The 16,395-nt window shown below is 73.2% G+C and carries 17 protein-coding genes; 11 read left to right on the plus strand and 6 right to left on the minus strand.

The genetic code is table 11. The features are described 5' to 3' along the window. Nucleotides 1–14: 14 nt before the first annotated feature. The 3 genes from IE317_RS33235 to IE317_RS33245 all read right to left on the minus strand — a co-directional run bounded on the left by IE317_RS33235 (nt 15) and on the right by IE317_RS33245 (nt 2,876). Entirely contained in the window at nt 15–1,199 is a 1,185-nt protein-coding gene (locus IE317_RS33235; protein WP_191315332.1) for a zinc-dependent alcohol dehydrogenase, read from the minus strand. Between the two features lie 66 nt (nt 1,200–1,265). Beyond that, complete coding sequence (locus tag IE317_RS33240; RefSeq protein WP_191315333.1) at nt 1,266–2,261, minus strand: inorganic phosphate transporter; 996 nt, start codon at nt 2,259–2,261, stop codon at nt 1,266–1,268. Then, nucleotides 2,262–2,876, minus strand: a complete 615-nt coding sequence (locus IE317_RS33245; RefSeq protein ID WP_191315334.1) for a DUF47 domain-containing protein — start codon at nt 2,874–2,876, stop codon at nt 2,262–2,264. Nucleotides 2,877–2,969: 93 nt separating this feature from the next. Here IE317_RS33245 and IE317_RS33250 point away from each other — a divergent pair, with 93 nt between their 5' ends. After that, complete coding sequence (locus tag IE317_RS33250) at nt 2,970–3,911, plus strand: glycosyltransferase (protein WP_191315335.1); 942 nt, start codon at nt 2,970–2,972, stop codon at nt 3,909–3,911. Nucleotides 3,912–3,934: 23 nt separating this feature from the next. After that, nucleotides 3,935–5,143, plus strand: coding sequence for a glycosyltransferase family 4 protein (locus tag IE317_RS33255; protein ID WP_191315336.1), 1,209 nt, complete (start codon nt 3,935–3,937; stop codon nt 5,141–5,143). Nucleotides 5,144–5,197: 54 nt separating this feature from the next. On the opposite strand, the gene IE317_RS33260 is transcribed toward IE317_RS33255, so the two are convergent. Genes IE317_RS33260 through IE317_RS33270 form a run of 3 tightly spaced genes read right to left on the minus strand, consistent with a single transcriptional unit; the run spans nt 5,198 to nt 7,787 of the window. Further along, complete coding sequence (locus IE317_RS33260; protein WP_191315337.1) at nt 5,198–6,088, minus strand: glycosyltransferase family 2 protein; 891 nt, start codon at nt 6,086–6,088, stop codon at nt 5,198–5,200. Beyond that, nucleotides 6,067–6,933, minus strand: a complete 867-nt coding sequence (locus IE317_RS33265; protein WP_191315338.1) for a glycosyltransferase family 2 protein — start codon at nt 6,931–6,933, stop codon at nt 6,067–6,069. Before IE317_RS33265 ends, IE317_RS33260 begins: the two co-directional genes overlap by 22 nt. Next, a complete protein-coding gene (locus IE317_RS33270; RefSeq protein ID WP_191315339.1) occupies nt 6,930–7,787 on the minus strand; it encodes a polysaccharide pyruvyl transferase family protein in 858 nt (285 codons plus the stop codon). The genes IE317_RS33265 and IE317_RS33270 overlap by 4 nt, the downstream gene beginning before the upstream one ends. Before the next feature lie 73 nt (nt 7,788–7,860). On the opposite strand from IE317_RS33270, the gene IE317_RS33275 reads away from it, so the two are divergent. The 9 genes from IE317_RS33275 to IE317_RS33315 all read left to right on the plus strand — a co-directional run bounded on the left by IE317_RS33275 (nt 7,861) and on the right by IE317_RS33315 (nt 16,383). After that, entirely contained in the window at nt 7,861–8,826 is a 966-nt protein-coding gene (locus tag IE317_RS33275) for a UDP-glucuronic acid decarboxylase family protein (protein ID WP_191315340.1), read from the plus strand. A gap of 112 nt (nt 8,827–8,938) precedes the next feature. After that, the gene (locus IE317_RS33280) at nt 8,939–10,612 is read left to right on the plus strand and encodes a carbamoyltransferase family protein (RefSeq protein WP_191315341.1); all 1,674 of its coding nucleotides are present in this window, start codon (nt 8,939–8,941) and stop codon (nt 10,610–10,612) included. Beyond that, on the plus strand, nt 10,612–11,172 hold the full coding sequence (locus tag IE317_RS33285; protein WP_191315396.1) for a D-sedoheptulose-7-phosphate isomerase: 561 nt from the start codon (nt 10,612–10,614) through the stop codon (nt 11,170–11,172). The genes IE317_RS33280 and IE317_RS33285 overlap by 1 nt, the downstream gene beginning before the upstream one ends. Further along, the gene (locus tag IE317_RS33290; RefSeq protein WP_191315342.1) at nt 11,169–12,536 is read left to right on the plus strand and encodes a PfkB family carbohydrate kinase; all 1,368 of its coding nucleotides are present in this window, start codon (nt 11,169–11,171) and stop codon (nt 12,534–12,536) included. Before IE317_RS33285 ends, IE317_RS33290 begins: the two co-directional genes overlap by 4 nt. 36 nt (nt 12,537–12,572) lie before the next feature. Beyond that, on the plus strand, nt 12,573–13,259 hold the full coding sequence (locus IE317_RS33295) for an SDR family oxidoreductase (RefSeq protein WP_191315343.1): 687 nt from the start codon (nt 12,573–12,575) through the stop codon (nt 13,257–13,259). After that, nucleotides 13,250–14,200: a glycosyltransferase family 9 protein gene (locus tag IE317_RS33300; RefSeq protein WP_191315344.1), complete on the plus strand. Its 951-nt coding sequence runs from the start codon at nt 13,250–13,252 to the stop codon at nt 14,198–14,200. Before IE317_RS33295 ends, IE317_RS33300 begins: the two co-directional genes overlap by 10 nt. Next, nucleotides 14,193–15,503, plus strand: a complete 1,311-nt coding sequence (locus IE317_RS33305; RefSeq protein WP_191315345.1) for a UDP-glucose dehydrogenase family protein — start codon at nt 14,193–14,195, stop codon at nt 15,501–15,503. The genes IE317_RS33300 and IE317_RS33305 overlap by 8 nt, the downstream gene beginning before the upstream one ends. Further along, nucleotides 15,500–16,105 carry a flavodoxin family protein gene (locus IE317_RS33310; RefSeq protein WP_191315346.1) on the plus strand — a complete coding sequence of 202 codons (606 nt, stop codon included), beginning with the start codon at nt 15,500–15,502 and terminating at the stop codon, nt 16,103–16,105. Before IE317_RS33305 ends, IE317_RS33310 begins: the two co-directional genes overlap by 4 nt. A gap of 98 nt (nt 16,106–16,203) precedes the next feature. Further along, on the plus strand, nt 16,204–16,383 hold the full coding sequence (locus IE317_RS33315) for a hypothetical protein (RefSeq protein WP_191315347.1): 180 nt from the start codon (nt 16,204–16,206) through the stop codon (nt 16,381–16,383). The last annotated feature ends 12 nt before the right edge of the window (nt 16,384–16,395 follow it).

Here is a 16,395-nt window from a genome sequence, read left to right on the forward strand (position 1 = left end):
TCCCTCCCAGGGGGTCAGGGCTGCAGCAGGATCTTCTGGGCGCCGTCGAGCTTCTTCTGGAAGATCTCGTACGCGCGGGGCGCCTCTTCGAGCGGCAGCTTGTGCGTGGCGAAGCCTTCGACGCCGAGCGGGTCGCCGTCGGCGGTGAGCACCGGCATGATGTCGTCGAGCCAATGCCGGACGTTGGCCTGGCCCATCCGCAGCTGGATCTGCTTGTCGAACAGCTCCATCATCGGCATCGGGTCGACCATCCCGCCGTAGACACCGGACAGCGAGATCGTGCCGCCGCGGCGGACGCTGTCGATGGCCGCGTAGAGCACGCTGAGCCGGTCGATCCCGGCCTTCTCGGTGATCTTCTCGCCGAGCGGCTGCGGCAGCAACCCGACGAGCGTGTGCGCCAGCTTGCCGACCGGGGCGCCGTGCGCCTCCATGCCGACCGCGTCGATCACCGAGTCCGCGCCGCGCCCGTTGGTCAGCTGGCGGATCGAGTCGCCGATTTCCTTGTGGTCGCGGGTGTCCAGCGCGGTGGCGCCGTGTTCGCGGGCCCGGGCGAGGCGCTCGGGCACCAGGTCGACGCCGATCACCTGGCCGGCCCCGCGGTGCCGGGCGATCCGGCAGCACATCTGCCCGATCGGGCCGAGGCCGAAGACCACGACCGTGCCGCCGTCGGGGACGTTCGCGTACTCGACGGCCTGCCACGAGGTCGGGACCACGTCGGAGAGGTAGACGAACCGCTCGTCCGGCGGGCCGTCCGGGACCTTGATCGGCCCGTAGTGGGCCTGCGGCACGCGCAGGAACTCGGCCTGGCCGCCGGGGACCTGGCCGTAGAGCTTGGTGTAGCCCAGCAGCGCGGCGCCCTTGCCCTGCTCTCTGACCTGCGTCGTTTCGCACTGCGACTGCAGGCCGCGCTCGCACATCCAGCAGTGGCCGCAGGAGATGTTGAACGGGATGACCACGCGGTCACCGGGCTTGAGGTTCGTGACCTCCGGCCCGACCTCCTCGACCACGCCCATCGGCTCGTGGCCGAGGATGTCGCCCTCGGTCATGAACGCGCCCAGCACCTCGTACAGGTGCAGGTCGGAGCCACAGATCCCGGTCGAGGTGATCCGCACGACCGCGTCGGTCGCCTCCTCGATCTTCGGGTCCGGCACCTCTTCGACGCGGACGTCGCGTTTGCCGTGCCAGGTCACTGCCTTCATGGCTCTCCCTTTCCGCGGGCGGGGGGTTTCTCCGCCCCGGCTTCCCGCCCGCGGCGAGGGACAAACTCAGGTCAGCAGATCGGCGACCAGGTACACCGCCGCAGCCACCGCGGCGGCGGCCGGGAAGGTGAGCACCCAGCCCAGCACGATGTCCCGCGCGATCCCCCACCGCACCGCCGACAGCCGCCGGGTCGCGCCGACGCCCATGATCGCCGCCGTGATGACGTGGGTGGTCGAGATCGGCGCCTTCACCGCGAACGCCGTCACGTACAACACCGACGACGCCACCGATTCCGCGACGAACCCGTGCGGCGGGTCGAGGGGGAACACCCGCCTGCCGAGCGTGCGCATGATCCGCAGGCCACCCGAATAGGTGCCCAGCGACAAGGCCCCGGCGCAGGCGAGGGTCACCCACAACGGCACCGAGAACGTCGACTGCTGCCCGGCCGCCACCAGCGCCAGCACGATCACGCCCATGCCCTTCTGGGCGTCCTGCAGGCCGTGGCCGAGGGCGAGCGCCGAGGCGGAGACGATCTGGAAGCGGCGGAACACGCGGCCGCTGCGGTGCGGGTTCGCCCTCCGCAGCAGCCACAACGCGGCGACCATCGCGAAGTACCCCAGTGCCAGCCCGAGCAACGGCGAGGCCACCATCGGGATCAGCACCTTTTCGGCGATCCCCGCCCAGTGCACGGTGCTCGCGGCGGCCAGCGCCGCGCCGACCATGCCGCCGATCAGCGAGTGCGAGGACGACGACGGGAGCCCGAAGTACCAGGTGATCAGGTTCCAGGTGATGGCCCCGGCCAGCGCCGCGAACACCACGGTGAGCGCGTCGGGTCCGGCCGGGACGTCGATGATGCCCTTGGCCACCGTCGCGGCGATGCCGGTGGACAGCAGCGCGCCCGCCAGGTTCATCACCGCCGCCAGCACGAGGGCGGCGCGCAGGGTCAGCGCCCGGGTCGACACCGCGCTGGCGATGGCGTTGGCCGCGTCGTGGAACCCGTTGGTGTAATCGAAGACCAGTGTCAGCACGATCACGGTGACCAGGGCGGCGGTCCCCGTCACTCAGGACTCCTTGACGGCGATGGTCTGCACCACGTCGGCCAGGTGCTCGAACGCGTCGGCGGCCAGCTCGAACTGCTCGACGACCTCCTTGGTCTTCAGCACCTCGAGGGCGTCCCCGCCCGGCTCGAACAGGTGGGCCAGGATCCGCCGGTAGACCCGGTCGGCCTCGTTCTCCAGCTCGTTGATCTCGATCCAGAAAGGCTCGAGGTCACCCACCTTGGCCAGGCCGGGCATCGACGACGCCGTCAGCTCGGCGGCCCGGCAGAGCACCCGCATCAGCACGTCGGTGCCCGGCGGGAAGGTGCCGATGCGGTAGAGCACGGCCAGGTCCGCCGCGGTGTCCATGAAGTCCAGCACGTCGTCGATCTTGGCCGCGAGGGCCTGGATGTCTTCGCGGTCGAACGGCGTGACGAACGAGCTGTTGAGCTCCACCATGATCGTGTGGGTCAGCTCGTCGCCCTGGTGCTCGACCTCGTGCAGGCGTTTCGCGAGCGGTTCCCGCTCGGCCGGATCGGCGGCCACGAGTTCCCTGAGCAGCGCGGTCGCGGAGACGAGATTCTTCGCCGCGTCGGCGAGCAAGTCGAAGAACCGGGTGCCCCGTGGGGTGAAGCGCATGGATGGATGTCCCTTCTTCGCGCACGCCCGTCCGGGGCCGAGTACCCCGTCCGGCCGCACGTTTAACAGCCGATCTCCGGGAAATCAGGAGGCATGACCGATCCCGGATCCCGGCGCCTGAGAGTACTGCTCTGGCACGTGCACGGCTCGTGGACCGACGCTTTCGTCCGCGGCCGCCACGACTACCTGCTGCCGGTGTCCCCCGAGGGGGCGCCCTGGGGGCTCGGCAAGGCGGGGCGGAACTGGCCGTCGGTGACCGAAGTGCCGCTCGACCGGCTGGCCGAGGCCGAGCCCGACGTCGTCGTGCTGCAACGCCCGGAGGAGCTGGACTTCGCCGCCCGCCTGGGCGTGCCGGCCGTCTACGTGGAACACAACGCGCCCCGGCCGTACGCGGCCTCCAGCGAACACCCGCTCGCCGGCCGCTCCGACATCACCGTCGCGCACGTGACCCACTTCAACGCGGCGACGTGGGACTGCGGCCGCGCGCCGGTCACCGTCGTGCCGCATGGCATCCCCGATCCGGGGCCGCGCTACACCGGGGAGCTCGCCGCCGGCGTGTCGATGATCAACGAGCCGGTGCGGCGGGAGCGCGTCACCGGCGCCGACCTGCTCGGCACGCTCGCCGAGGCGGCTCCGGTCGACGTCTTCGGCATGGGGACCGAGGAGCTCGGCGCGCCGCTGCGCGGCCTGGGCGACGTCCCGGCGCCGAAGCTGCACGACGAAATCGCCCGCCGCCGCGTCTACCTGCACACCGCCCGGTGGACGTCGCTGGGACTGTCCCTTTTGGAGGCCATGCACCTGGCCATGCCGGTCGTCGTCTTCGCCGCCACCGAGGCGGTCGAGGCGGTGCCGGACGACGCGGGCGTGCTCTCCACCGACGTCTCGGTGCTGGCGCGGGGTTTCCGCGAATTGCTGCATGAGCCGGACTTCGCCGCGCTCGCCGGCAAGAACGCCCGCGAACACGCCCTGAAGCACTACGGGCTGGACGCCTTCCTGACCGCTTGGGACCACCTCCTCGCCGAGACGGCCCGTTGACCTGTGAAGGGAACGCCTCACCGATGAAGATCGCGATGGTGTCCGAGCACGCCAACCCCCTCGCCGCGTTGGGCGAAGCCGACGCCGGCGGCCAGAACGTGCACGTCGCGGAGCTGTCGGCCGCACTGGCGCGCGCCGGCCACGACGTGTCCGTCTACACGCGCCGGGAGAGCCGCGACGAGCCGCCGGAGGTCCGGACGCCGCAGGGCTACCGCGTCGTGCACGTGCCCGCCGGCCCACCGCGCAAGCTGCCGAAGGACGACCTCCTGCCCCACATGGGCGAGTTTGGCAGCTTCCTGCGTGACCAGTGGGCGCTCGAGCGGCCGGACGTCGCGCACGCGCACTTCTGGATGTCCGGGCTCGCGACCTCGCTGGCCGCGAGCGCGACCGGGACGCCGGTGGCCCAGACCTTTCACGCCCTCGGCGTGGTCAAGAGGCGCTACCAGGGCGACAAGGACACCAGCCCGGCCGACCGCATCCGGCTGGAGCGGATCATCGGACGGCAGGCCGGGCGGGTGATCGCCACCTGCTCCGACGAGGTCTTCGAGCTGTCCCGGCTCGGCGTGCCGCGGTCGCGGATCTCGGTCGTCCCCTGCGGTGTCGACCTCGACCGGTTCTCCCCCGACGGGCCGATCGCCCGCCGCCGGCTGCCGCACCGGCTGGTCGCCGTCGGCCGGCTGGTCCCGCGCAAGGGGTTCGACATCGCGATCACCGCGCTTGCGCAGCTGCCGGACACCGAGCTCGTCATCGCGGGCGGCCCGGAGCGGGGCCGGCTGTCCCAGGACCCGGAGGCCGGACGGCTGCGGCAGCTGGCCGAGCGGCTCGGCGTCGGCGACCGCGTCCGCTGGCCCGGCCAGGTGTCCCGGGAGAGCATGCCGGCGCTGCTGCGCTCGGCCGACGCCGTCGTGTGCACGCCGTGGTACGAGCCGTTCGGGATCGTGCCCCTGGAGGCGATGGCCTGTGGCGTTCCGGTGGTCGCGGCCGCGGTGGGCGGCCTGACCGACACCGTCGTCGACGGCGTCACCGGGCTGCTGGTCCGCCCGCACCAGCCGAAGGAACTCGCGTCCCGGGTCCGGCGGCTGATCGACGACCCGGCACTCTGCCACGCCTACGGCACCGCGGGCCACGACCGCGCGGTCGCCCGCTACTCGTGGGACCGCGTCGCCGCCGACACGCTGCGCGCCTACCACAAGCTCGTCCCCCAGGCCGCGGCCACCGCCGAAGCCCGCTGACCCCCTCGTGAGTGGTAAGGCGGGTTGGAACCCGCCTTACCACTCACGAGCGCGTCAACCCACGTAGCGGCGGGCCTTGGACTCGCGTTGCGGGGCTTCCAGCAGGCGCAGGCCGTGTTCGACGTGCTCCGGGACCACGCGGCGGTCCGCGAGGACCCACGGCAGGCCGCGGAGCACGTCCAGGAGGGCCGCCGCGGTGGCGGCATCGCGCGGGGCGGTGCGCAGGACGTCGCGGCCGCGGCGGAAGACCGCCGGCCAGGGGCGGCGCAGCAGGAGCGTCCACAGTGTGTTGCGGATGCCCAGCCGACGGCGGTGGCGCGGGTCGCGCAGCTTCGAGGGCGCGTGGTGGATCACGACGTCCTCCGCCCAGCACATCCACCACCCGCGCGCGGCGAGGTCCAGGGCGAACAGCTCCTCCTCGCCGCCGAGCCACATCCGCGTCGAGAAGCCGCCGACCTCGCGGAACGCGCTGACGCGCACCGCGGTCAGGCCCGCCATGATGCCGAGCAGCGCCGGTCCCGGCAGCCAGTCCGGGCCGGGCACCGGCGATTCGCGCAGCTCCGGCGTGATCGGGTCCTCGGCCAGGCCGGGTTCGACCAGGCAGCGCCCGGTCACCGACCCGAGACCCGGATACGCGTCCAGCAGGTCGGCGGCCCGGGTGAGCGCGCCGGGCTGCCACGTCGTGTCGTCGTCGCAGAAGGCCACATACGGCGAAGTCACCTCCTCGACGGCGACGTTGCGGGCCACCGCGCCGAGGTTCTCCGCCAGCCGGAACAGGCGGACACCCGGGAACTCCCGGGCGACCATGTCGGCCGTGCCGTCCGCGGAACCGTTGTCGGCGACGAATACCGGCGCCGCGTCCGGTAAGGACGTCATGTGCGCCAGGGTTTCGCGCAACTGCTCGCGGCGGTTGCAGGTGATGATCACGACCGAGATTCGCGCCATTCGGCGGTCCTTTCCAGAGTCCGGGCCTGGTGTTCGACGTGGGCGGGCAGGACGCGCCGGGAGCTCAGCGCGCGCGGCAGCCGCGGGACCGCCCCGAGGACGGCGCCGGGCGCCCGCACCAGCGTCCGCGCCACCTCGCGGCGGCACACCCGCGGTGGGCGGCGCAGGACGGCGATGAGCAGCCGGTTGCGCAGTTCGGCCCGGCGGCGCCACGACGACGGCGGCCGCGACCGCGACGGGTGGTGGTGGGCGCGCAGGTGCCCGACGTAGCAGACCTCCCAGCCGCGCGCGGCCAGGTCGTAGGCCAGCAGCTGTTCCTCCGCGCCGAAGTGCAGCAGCGGGCTGAACCCGCCCACCTGCAGGTACGCCGTGCGGCGCACGATCGCCGAGCAGGCCAGGAAGCCGAGCACCAGTGGCCCGGGCGCGCCGTCCGGGTGCCCCAGCGGGCTGCGCTCCATCTCGGGCGTCACCGGGTCGTCGCGGCATTCCGGGCCGACGAGGGTCCGCGCGGCCAGCAGGCCGGTCCGCGGGTGTTGGTCGAAGATCCGCTCCGCCTCGGCCAGCGCGTCCGGCGCCCACCACGAGTCGTCGTCGCTGAAGGCGACATACGGCGTGTCGGCCACGATGACGCCGAGGGTGCGCGCGGCGGCGCCGAGGTTCTGCGGCAGGCGGATCACGCGGACCCATCCGTGCCGCCCGGCGACCTCGGCCGTGTCGTCCTCGGACGCGTTGTCCAGCACGATGACCGGCGGCCGTGGCTCCAAAGAGGACAGTCGGCCGAGGGTGCGGGCCAGCTCGGCGGCGCGGTTGCGGGTCGCGATGACGACGGTCGTGCGCGCGCTCACCGCGGCCCCACCAGCTCGTCGACCAGCGCGGCCAGGGACGCGGGGTGCGCGGGCGGGCGCACCGGCGCGGGCAGGCACCACTTCAGGCGGGCGTCGAGCAGCGCGGTGTCGTGGACGTCTTCGGCGGCCACCACCGGCCAGTCCAGGGCCTTCCCCTGCGCGGTCACCTTCCCGCCGCCGGCCACCGGGTCGACGGCGAGCACCGGCACGCCGGTCTTGAGCCCGAAGACCAGCCCGTGCAACCGGGTGGTCACCACGGCGTCCATTTTGGACACCAGCGCGGCGAACTGGTCCGGCGTGGCGCACCGCTCCCAGTCCTCGTGCGCCAGCCGGGTGTCCAGCGGGACGCGGGCACAGTCCAAACCGGCGAGCCAGCCGGTCAGTGCCTCGTGGACGTCGCCGTGGCGCCCCGCACCACCGTATTCCGGCTGGTGCGGCGCGAGGATCACGCCGAGCACCGGAGTGGGCGAGACCGGTGCCCCCAGCGCGAGGTCGAGTTCGGCGGTGGCGCCGTCGTCGCGCGGGAGCACCCGGTGGAAGCCCGTCACCGCCGGGTCCTCGGCGTCCGGGACGGACACGCCGACCGCGATCCGGCGGCACGCGGCGTAGCGTTCGTGCAGCGAACGCACCTGCGGCCCGTGAACCGGGCCGCAGACGAAGACGACGTGCGTGTAGTCATCGGGTGGCGCGTCGGGCAGGTGCAGGGTGCCGGGCCGGAAGCCGGGACTCCACGCGACCCGGTGGTCGATCCCCGCCTCCGCCAGCGCGGTCCCGGCCGCGCGCAGGCTCAGGACGTCACCCGCCGTGGCTTCTCCGTGCAGAAAACTGGCCCAACCGGTGAGCAGAACTCGCATGGTACGAACGCTTACCCGCTCTTCACCCCGTTACACGGTTTTGCGGTCACCGGAGCCGGGTAGCCGCCACGGCATGACGAATCCGGGAGTGACCAGGCGGTTCGAGCGTGCGGTGGTGACCGGGGGTGCCGGCTTCGTCGGCGCCCACCTGTGCGAGCTGCTGCTCGAAGAGGACATCGAAGTGATCGCCGTGGACAACCTCGCGACGTCCTCGGCGGACTCCCTGGACCACCTGCGCCGCCACGACGGGTTCCGGTTCGTGCGCCACGACGTCACGCAGCCGCTGCCGCCGGGCTGCGAGGCCGACGTCGTGTTCCACCTGGCGTCGGCCGCCTCGCCCCGCGACTACCTGGCCTTGCCGCTGGAAACCCTGCGCGCCGGCTCGTACGGCACCGAGAACGCGCTCGAGCTGGCCCGCCGCTCTCGTGCCCGGTTCGTGCTCGCCTCGACCAGCGAAGTCTACGGCGATCCCTTGGAACACCCGCAGCGTGAAGGGTATTGGGGCAACGTCAACCCGATCGGCCCGCGCAGTGTCTACGACGAAGCCAAGCGTTACGCCGAAGCGCTGACCTCGGCCTACCGCCGCGAGTTCGGCGTCGACACCGGCATCGCGCGGATCTTCAACACCTACGGCCCCGGCATGCGCGCCCACGACGGCCGGATGATCCCCGCGTTCCTGGACCAGGCCCTCAAGAACGAGCCGATCACCGTCACCGGCACCGGCGAACAGACCCGGTCGATCTGCTACGTCGAGGACACCGTCCGCGGCCTGCTGCACCTCGCGCGGTCGGGCCACGCCGGGCCGGTCAACATCGGCAACCCGCACGAGCTGACCGTCCGCCAGGTGGCGGAGCTCATCAAGGACCTCACCGGCTCCGGTTCGCCCATCGAGTACATCGACGCGGTGGTCGACGACCCGCAGCGCCGCTGCCCCGACATCACCCTCGCCCGCGAAGCCCTCGGCTGGGAACCGAAGGTCGACGCCGACGACGGCCTCCGTCGCACAGCGGCGTGGTTCCGGCGTGCGCCGTCGCGCTGAGTAGCGACGCCCAGGGCTTTTGCTCGCGATCGTTTATCAACGACTTCACCGGGTAGCGCTATAGGTGAGAGCGGGCCTCACGAGTCCGCGCCGAAACGCCAGAGGCAGGTCGATGCGCATACTCGGGATCAACGCCGTCTTCCACGACCCCGCCGCAGCGCTGGTGGTGGACGGGGAGATCGTCGCCGCGGCGGAGGAAGAACGCTTCAGCCGCCGCAAGCACGGCAAACAGGCAGTGCCGTTCTCCACGTGGGAACAGCCCGCGCAGGCGGCCGCCTGGTGTCTGGCCCAGGCGGGCTTGTCCGCGAAGGACCTCGACGCCGTCGGGTACTCCTACGACCCCGCGCTGGTCGAGCCGGGACTGGCCGGCCACGACCCGAGCGGCGAGGAGCTGCGGACGGAGTTCGCCAAGCGGGCGCCCCTGTTCCTGAAGTCCGCTTTGCCCGGACTCGACCCGGGCATCGTCAAGTTCGTCCGGCACCACGTCGCGCACGCCGCGTCGGCCGCGCTCGCCGCGCCGTTCGGCGACTGCGCCGTGCTCGTCGCCGACGGACGCGGCGAGAGCACGTCCTACCTGGCCGGCGAGTACCGCGACGGGCGGTTCAAGGAACTGGCGGCGCAGAAGCTGCCGCACTCGCTCGGCCTTCTCTACGAAGACCTCACCGAGCACTGCGGCTTCGCGCGGTCCAGTGACGAGTACAAGGTCATGGCGCTCGCCTCCTACGGCAAGCCGGAGTTCCTCGACGAACTCTGCGAGCACGTCCACGTCACCGGCGACGGCGGCTTCCGCGCCGCCGGCGTCGACCTGGAGGCGCTGGCCCCGCGCCGTAAACCCGGCGAAGAACTCACCCGGCGGCACGCCGATCTAGCCGCGAGTGTCCAGAAAGTCCTCGAAGACATCCTGCTCGAATTGACGGACTGGCTGCACGAGGCCACCGGCCAGCGCGACCTGGCGCTGGCGGGCGGGATCGCGCTCAATTGCGTCGCCAACACGCGGCTGCACGCCGAAGGGCCGTTCGAGCGGATCTGGGTGCAGCCCGCCGCGGGTGACGCGGGCACCGCGCTCGGCGCGGCCCTGCAGCTGGCGGCCGACGCCGGGGAACGCGGTGCCCCGATGGGAGACGCGGGTCTGGGTCGCGGGTGGACCGACGACGAGCTCGAGGAAATCCTCATCAAGGCGAAGCTGCCGTACGAACGGCCGGACGACCTCGCCGAGACCGTCGCCGAAGCGCTCGCGAACGACGAAGTGATCGCCTGGTTCCAGGGCCGGGCCGAGTTCGGCCCGCGGGCGCTCGGGCACCGGTCGTTGCTGGCCCACCCCGGCCGCAAGGCGAACCTCGAGCGGCTCAACGACGTCAAGGGCCGCGAGCAGTTCCGTCCGGTGGCGCCGATGGTGCGCGCCGAGCGGGCGGCCGAGATCTTCACCCGTGGCCCGCTGCCCAGCCCGTACATGCTGTTCGTGCACGACGTCGCCGAAGCCTGGCGCGACCGGATCCCGGCCGTCACCCACGTCGACGGCACGGCTCGCGTGCAGACCGTCGAAGAACGCGAAAACCCGGTGCTGGCGCGGATGCTGGCCGGTTTCGAGCGCCGGACCGGCCTGCCGGTCGTGATCAACACCAGCCTCAACACCGCGGGCCGTCCGATGGTCGACTCGCCGCGGGACGCGCTGGAGTGCTTCGGCTCGGCCCCGATCGACCTGCTGGCGCTGGGGCCGTTCGTGCTCCGGCGGCCCCGATCCACCCGAACCGGCGCGGCGTCGCCGGAGGAGAAGGAGGTGCCGTGATGGAAGACCATCTCGCCGCGTTGGCCCAAGCCGCCGAGCGGACCCGCGAATCCGCCCCCAAGATAACCGCGTGGGGACGGCACCTCGCCGGCGTGTTCGAGGCCGGCGGCAAGCTGCTCGCCTGCGGCAACGGCGGCAGCGCGGCCGAGGCCCAGCACCTGACCGGCGAGCTCGTCGGCCGGTTCCGCCACGAACGCCGACCCCTCTCGGCCATCGCGCTGCACGCGGACACGTCCGCCACCACCGCGATCGTCAACGACTACGGGGACCACGAGGTCTTCGCCCGCCAGGTGCACGCGCACGGGCGCCCGGGCGACGTGCTGGTGTGCCTGTCCACCAGCGGCGGCAGCCAGAACGTCGTCGCCGCGGCGAAGGCCGCGCACGAGCTGGGCGTGACGACGTGGGCCTTGACCGGCCCGGCGCCCAACCCGCTCGCCGCCCTGTGCGACGACGCCGTGACGGTCGAAGCGCCGACCGTCGCGACCGTGCAGGAAATGCATCTGGTGCTGGTCCACGGCCTCTGCGCGGCGCTCGACGACGCGCTCGGGGTGACCGCGTGAAGCCGCTGGTCGTCCTCGGCGACACGCTGCTGGACGTCGACGCCGAAGGCACCGCCGAACGGCTGTGCCCGGAGGCGCCGGTCCCGGTGGTCGACCTGACGGCCCGGCGCCGGCGTCCCGGCGGGGCCGGCCTGGCCGCGCTGCTGGCGGCGCGGTCGGCGGCCGAGGTCGTGCTGGTCACGCCGCTCGGCGCCGACGAGGGCGGCCACGCGCTCACCGGGCTGCTGGAACCGGACGTCACCGTGCTGCCGCTGCCGCAGCGCGGCACGACGGTGTGCAAGACCCGCGTCCGCGCGGGCGGCCAGTCGTTGCTGCGCCTGGATTCCGGCGACGGCACGGCGACCACCGACCCGCTGCCCGCCCGGGTGCACGAAGTCCTCGAAGACGCCGGCGCGATCCTCGTCGCCGACTACGGCCGTGGCCTCACGCGCCATTCCGACGTCCGGCGGCTGCTGCGGGAGCTGGCCGAGCGGATCCCGATCGTGTGGGACCCGCACCCCCGCGGTGCCCAGCCGGTGCCCGGCACGCGGCTGGTCACCCCGAACCTCGCCGAGGCGCGCGCGGTGCTGGCCGGCCACGACGAACCGGCCGAGCTCGCCAAGCTGCTGCGCGGCCACTGGCACGCCGACGCGGTCGCGGTGACCGTCGGGTCCCGCGGTGCGGTGCTCGCCGACGGCCTCGGCGAGACGACCGTCCCGGTCCCGGTCGCGGCGCGGACACCGGGCCACACCGCACCCGACACGTGCGGGGCGGGCGACCGGTTCGCCGCCGCGGCCACCGCGGCCCTGCTGGGCGGCGCGGACACGACCGAAGCCGTGGTGACCGCGGTCGAGGCGGCCGCCCGGTTCGTCGCCGCGGGTGGCGCGACCGCGCTGTCCACCGACGACGGCCCGGTGCCCGACCCGCAGCCGGCGACCGATGCCTTCGGCCTCGCCGAGCGGATCCGCGAAACCGGCGGCCGGCTGATCGCCACCGGCGGGTGCTTCGACCTGCTGCACCCCGGGCACGTGAGCCTGCTGCGGCAGGCGCGCGCCCTCGGCGACGCACTCGTCGTCTGCCTCAATTCCGACGCTTCGGTGCGGGGCCTGAAGGGCCCCGGCCGCCCGCTGGTCCGCGACCGCGACCGCGCCCGGCTGCTCACCGCGTTGTCCTTCGTGGACGCCGTCGCCGTCTTCGACGAGCCCTCGCCCACCGCCGTCCTGGAGAAGCTGCGCCCGGACGTGTGGGTGAAGGGCGGCGACTACGCGGACGCGGACCTGCCCGAACGCGAAGTGGTCGAACGGCACGGCGGCGAGGTCGTGCTCGTCCCGACCGTGCCCGGCTACTCGACCTCCCGGCTGGTCGCCGCGGCGGCCAGTGCCTGACCCCAGCGCCTGATCCTCTGCCCGCGAAGGAGAGCGATGCGACCCCTCGGCAACATCCTGATCACCGGTGGCGCGTCCGGTCTCGGCGCCGCCACCGTCGACGCCGTCCGCAAGGCGGGCGGCACCCCGTACATCCTCGACCGCGTCCGTCCCGAGGACCCGGCGGAGTACGTCGAAGCCGACCTGACCGACACCGCCGCCACCGAGGCCGCGGTGCGTGAGCTCGCCGAACGCGCGGGCGGCCTCGACGGCGTCTTCACCGCCGCCGGCACCGACGCCTGCGGGCCACTCGGCGAAGTGTCCACAGAGGACTGGGAGCGGGTCGTCAAGGTGAACCTGTTCGGCACGGCCGCGGTGATCCGCGCCGCGCTCCCCTTCCTCGAGCGCTCGCACGGCACGGTCGTCACCGTCGCGTCCACCCTGGGCATCAAGGCGGTGAGCGACGCGACCGCCTACTGCGCCTCGAAGTTCGGCGTCGTCGGCTTCACCCGGGCGCTGGCCGCCGAGCTGGCCGGGCGGGTCGGCGTCACCCTGCTCATCCCGGGCGGGATGTGGACGCACTTCTTCGACGACCGCACCGACCAGTACAAGCCGCCGCCGGACGCGAAGCTCAACCAGCCCGAGCACGTCGCGAACACGGTGGTCTTCGCGTTGCAGCAGCCGCCCGGCGCCGAGGTGCGCGAGCTGGTCGTGTGCGCGTCCGAGGAGGGGTCGTGGCCGTGAGCTCCGCGGTCCTCGTCCTGCGCGCGCTCGGCGTCGGGGACCTGCTGACGGCGGTCCCCGCGCTGCGCGCCCTGCGGGCGGCGTACCCGGGCGAACGGCTGGTGCTGGCCGCGCCGGAGCAGCTGCGCGACCTGGTCGGGCTGATCGACGCGGTCGACGAGCTGCTGCCCACGCCCGGGCTCGGCGAACTCGCCTGGCCCGGCCCGCCGCCGCGGCTCGCGGTGAACCTGCACGGCAGCGGCCCCGAGAGCATCCACGACCTCCTGGACACCGACCCGGCGGAGCTGCTGACCCACCGCCACCCGGACTTCCCCGACGTCCCCGGGCTCGACTGGCGCGACGACGTGCACGAAGTCGACCGCTGGTGCCGGCTCGTCGAGTACCACCACGTGGAGGCCGACCGCTCCGCCCTGCACCTGCCGGTGCCGCCGGGCCCGAGCCCGGCACCGGACGCCGTCGTGGTGCACCCCGGCGCGGCGTTCCCGGCCCGGCGCTGGCCGCCCGAGCGGTTCGCGACCGTCGTCCGGGACCTCGCCGCCCGCGGGCACCGCGTCGTGCTCACCGGCAGCGCCGCCGAACGCGACCTGGCCGTTTCGATCGCCGAAGCAGCCGGGCTCGGCGAAGACGCCGTGCTGGCGGGACGCACGGGCCTGGCGGAACTGGCCGCGCTGGTGGCCGGGGCGGCGCTGGTCGTCTGCGGCGACACCGGCGTCGGGCACCTCGCCACCGCGTTCGGCACGCCGTCGGTGCTGCTGTTCGGCCCGACCCCGCCCCGGTTGTGGGGCCCACCGCCGTCGGCGCGGCAGCACGTCGTGCTGTGGGCCGGAAACGTCGGCGACCCCCACGGCACGGAACCCGACGGCGGGTTGCTGCTGCTCGGCGAAGAGCGCGTGCTGGCCGCGACGCGGTCGGCCCTGGAGATGCGGGTGGCCCATGGGTGAGCACATCGGGATCGTCGGCGCGGGTTACGTCGGCCTGACCAGTGCCGCCTGTTTCTCGCGTCTCGGGCACCGCGTCACCTGCGTGGACGCCGACGTGTCCAAAGTGGACGAACTGGGCCGGGGCGTGGTGTCGATCGCCGAGCCCGGCCTGGCCGAGCTGGTCGGCCAGGGACTCGCCGATCGGACGCTGAGCTTCACCACCGCGCAGGCCGAACTCTACGGCGCGGACCTCGTCTTCCTGTGCCTGCCGACGCCGCCCGCCGAAGACGGGCGCCCCGACCTCGGCGTGCTCGAACAGGTCGTGCCCCAGCTCGGGCGGCTGCTGCGGCCCGGCTGCGTGCTGGTCACCAAGTCGACCGTGCCGGTCGGCACCGCGGCCCGGCTGCCCCGCCTGCTGGGCCGGGACGACCTGCCGGTGGTGGCCAACCCGGAGTTCCTCCGCGAAGGTCACGCCGTCGAAGACTTCCTGCACCCGGACCGGGTCGTCGTCGGCACCGACCCGGCGGATTCCCCGGCGGCGCGGCGGGTCGCGCGGCTGTACGAGCCGACCGGCGCGCCGGTGGTGGCCACCGACTCGGCCAGCGCCGAACTCGCGAAGTACGCGAGCAACGCCTTCCTGGCCGTGAAGCTGTCCTATGTGAACGTCCTGGCCGAGCTGTGCGAGCGGTTCGGCGCGGACGTCCGCGAGGTCTCGCGCACGATGGGCCTCGACGCGCGGATCGGCCCCGAGTTCCTCGCGCCGGGCCCCGGCTGGGGCGGGTCGTGCCTGCCGAAGGACACCTCGGCGCTGCTGCACGCGGCCGAATCGGCGGGCGTCGACTTCGGCATCCTGCGCGACGCGGTCCGCGTCAACGCCCGGCAGCGCGCCCGGGTGGTACGGGCCGTGCGGCAGGCCGTCACCGGTTCGCCCGCCGGATCCCTCGCCGGGGTCCGCCTCGGCCTGCTGGGCCTGGCGTTCAAGGCGGGCACCGGCGACCTGCGCGACTCCCCCGCCCTCGCGGTGGCCGACGACCTGGCCCGCGCCGGTGCGGAGCTGACCGCGCACGACCCCGCCGTCGCCTGTGTGCCCGGCACGAGCTCGGTCCAGGTCGTCGACGACCCGTACCTGGTGGCCAAGGACGCCGCGGCGATCGTCGTGCTCACCGAGTGGCCCGAATTCCGGGACCTCGACTGGGCGCGGCTGGCCGCGTCGGCGGACCGGGCGGTCGTCGTCGACACCCGCAACCTGCTCGATCCCGACGTCCTCGCCGAGGCGGGGTTCGCCCACCTCGGCGTCGGCACCCATCCCCGGAGGCAGTCATGACCCTGCGCGTCCTCGCGCTGACCTGCACGCTCAAGCCGTCGCCCGCCAAGTCGAGCAGCGACCTCATCGCCCGGCAGCTGCTGGAGGGGTTCGCCGAACGCGGCGCCACCGGCGAGCTGGTGCGGGTGGTCGACCACGACGTCCGCCCCGGCGTGGAGGCCGACATGGGCAACGGGGACGCGTGGCCGGACATCCGGCGGAAGATCGCCGCGGCCGACATCCTGCTGATCGCCACCCCGACGTGGGTCGGCCACATGTCGAGCGTCGCGCAGCGGGTCCTGGAGCGCCTCGACGCGGAGCTGTCCGAAACGGACGACGAAGGCCGGCCGGCGATGTTCGGCAAGGTCGGCGTGGCCGCGGTCGTCGGCAACGAGGACGGCGCACACAAGATCATCGCGGACCTGTTTCAGGCGCTGAACGACGTCGGGTTCACGGTGCCGGCCCAGGGCGCGACCTACTGGAACGGCGAAGCCATGCAGGGCGGCGACTACCAGGACCTCGAGGAGACGCCCGAAGCCGTGGCCTCGACGAACGCGACCTTGGTCCGCAACGCCGTCCACCTCGCCGAGCTGTTGCGCGCGCAGCAGTACCCGGCCAAGTGATTACGCCGTTCGAGTGACATCACTGCGCCGGACGAGTGTGGTGCAGGACACGTGGGTAACCCAGCGGGACCTTCCATCCGCGTCAGGGGGCTCCACCCATGTCGAACCGAGTCATGATCAGCCGTGACAGCAAGCCGATTCCCTGCGAGGAGTGCGGCCTGCCCACGTTGCACGTCGCGCGCCTGGTGTCCGGGGACGGCACGCTGCTGGGCCAGACGATGGTGTGCACGGCCTGCCGCCGGCACCGCTCGGAAGCCGAAGCCGTCGCGATCCAGTAGCTTTTGCCCGGG

The organism is Amycolatopsis bullii (assembly GCF_014654205.1).
Lineage (GTDB): Bacteria > Actinomycetota > Actinomycetes > Mycobacteriales > Pseudonocardiaceae > Amycolatopsis > Amycolatopsis plumensis.